Consider the following 2,234-nt stretch of genomic DNA (forward strand, 5'->3'; position numbering starts at 1 on the left):
GACCGGGAGCAGGTGGCCGAGGCGGCCCGGCCCGCCGGGCCCGCCTGTTCACCGTGCCCGGCGTCGGAGCCGGAGCACCGGGACGGCGGTCGCGGGCCAGGACGCCCTGGGGCGGACCACCGGTGCCCGCGTCGCCCGAGGGACCGCCCCGCCTCCCTCCACCTGCCGGCGACCGTCCTGGCCGCCGCGCCGTACCAGCGGGAGCGCGGCAGGAGCGGTCCGGGCCTGCTGGTGCGCCGCGGCGACCTGCGCGAGGCCGTACGGGAGGGCCGTGAGGGCAACCTGGTGCTGTTCGCCGTCGACGCCAGCGGCTCCATGGCCGCCCGCCGCCGCATGCAGGCGGTCAAGGCGGTCGTGCTCGGCCTGCTGCTCGACGCCTACCAGCGCCGTGACAAGGTCGGCCTGATCACCTTCCGCGGCACCCGGGCCGACCTCGTCCTGCCGCCCACCTCCTCCGTCGAGGCGGGCGCGGCCCGGCTGCGCGAACTGCCCACCGGCGGGCGCACCCCGCTGGCCGCCGGGCTGGTCCGGGCGGCCGAGGTGCTCCGCGTGGAACGGCTCCGCGACCCGGCCAGGCGGCCGCTGCTGATCCTGGTGACCGACGGCCGGGCCACCTCCGGCACGCTGGAGCAGGCCCACCGCGCCGCGGGGTTGCTGGCGGGGACGGCCGCGGTGGTGGTGGACTGCGAGGACGGGTACGTCCGCCTCGGCCTGGCCCGGTCGCTGGCCGCCAGGATGGGCGCCGAGACCGTGCGCCTGGACGACCTGACCGACCTCACCGACCTGGTCCGCCGGCGGCGGACCGCCGCGTGAGCCCCAGCGCGACCGCACCGACGTCGACCGGAAGAGCCGAACAGAAGAAAGGCGTGACATGCCACAGGGCAGACCTGCCAGCGTGCCCGACGACGGCCTGACCACCCGGCAGCGCCGTACCCGGCCGCTGCTGATCGTGCACACCGGCCCCGGCAAGGGCAAGTCCACCGCGGCCTTCGGCCTGGCCCTGCGCGCCTGGAACCAGGGCTGGCCGATCGGGGTGTTCCAGTTCGTCAAGTCCGCCAAGTGGCGCATCGGCGAGGAGCGGGCGCTGCGGGTCCTCGGCGACTCGGGCGAGGGCGGGCCGGTCTCCTGGCACAAGATGGGAGAGGGCTGGTCCTGGATCCAGCGGCCCGGCAGCGAGGCCGACCACGCCGCCGACGCCCGCGAGGGCTGGGAGCAGATCAAGCGCGACCTGGCCGCGGAGACCTTCCGCCTCTACGTGCTGGACGAGTTCACCTACCCGATCAAGTGGGGCTGGATCGACGTCGAGGACGTGCTGGCGGCGCTGGCGGACCGCCCCGGCAGCCAGCACGTCGTCATCACCGGCCGCGACGCCGATCCGCGCTTGGTCGGGGCCGCCGACCTCGTCACCGAGATGGGCAAGGTCAAGCACCCCATGGACGCGGGGCAGAAGGGCCAGAAGGGCATCGAATGGTGACCGGAAACACGGCGGAGCGGGCCGTCCACCGGGTCGGGAGCGCGGTCCGGGCGGCCGGCCGCACCCGGGGGAAGGACCTCCCGCCCGCCGGCCGCAGGGGGAGAGCCGCGGTCCGGGCGGCCGGCCGTACCGCGGCGCGGCGGGCATGAGCGTTCCCGCGCCCCGGCTGGTGATCGCGGCCCCCGCATCCGGGGCCGGGAAGACCACCGTCGCCACCGGCCTGATGGCCGCGCTGGCCCGCCGTGGTCTGGCGGTCTCCCCGCACAAGGTCGGGCCCGACTACATCGACCCCGGTTACCACGCCCTGGCCACCGGCCGGCCCGGACGCAACCTCGACCCGTGGCTGGTCGGGGAGGACCTCGTCGTGCCGCTGTTCCTGCACGGTGCCGCGGGGGCCGGCATCGCGGTGATCGAGGGGGTGATGGGCCTCTACGACGGCGCGGGGTCCGGCGAGTTCGCCTCCACCGCGCACGTCGCGCGCCTGCTGGACGCCCCGGTCGTCCTCGTCGTCGACGCCGCCCGGCAGAGCAGGTCCGTGGCCGCGCTGGTGCACGGTTTCGCCTCCTACGACACCCGGCTCAGGTTCGGCGGGGTGATCCTCAACCGGGTCGGCTCGGAACGGCACGAGAGCCTGCTGCGCGAAGCCCTCGCCGAGAGCGGCGTCCCGGTCCTCGGTGCGATCCGCCGCAGCGACGCCGTCGCCGTGCCCTCCCGGCACCTCGGCCTCGTCACGGCGGCCGAGCACGGTCCCGGGGCGGCC

3 protein-coding genes are annotated in these 2,234 nt (G+C 76.2%); all 3 read left to right on the forward strand.

What is annotated here, in order from left to right:
* A partial coding sequence (locus tag ACWJ6R_RS34975) for a vWA domain-containing protein (protein WP_449066311.1) occupies positions 1 to 813 on the forward strand: 813 nt, incomplete at its 5' end.
* Between the two features lie 58 nt (positions 814 to 871).
* Positions 872 to 1,474 carry a cob(I)yrinic acid a,c-diamide adenosyltransferase gene (cobO, locus tag ACWJ6R_RS34980; protein WP_449066312.1) on the forward strand — a complete coding sequence of 201 codons (603 nt, stop codon included), beginning with the start codon at positions 872 to 874 and terminating at the stop codon, positions 1,472 to 1,474.
* 145 nt (positions 1,475 to 1,619) lie between these two features.
* Positions 1,620 to 2,234: cobyrinate a,c-diamide synthase (locus tag ACWJ6R_RS34985; protein ID WP_449066313.1), on the forward strand; the 615-nt coding region annotated here is incomplete at its 3' end.

This window comes from Planomonospora algeriensis, from assembly GCF_977012225.1.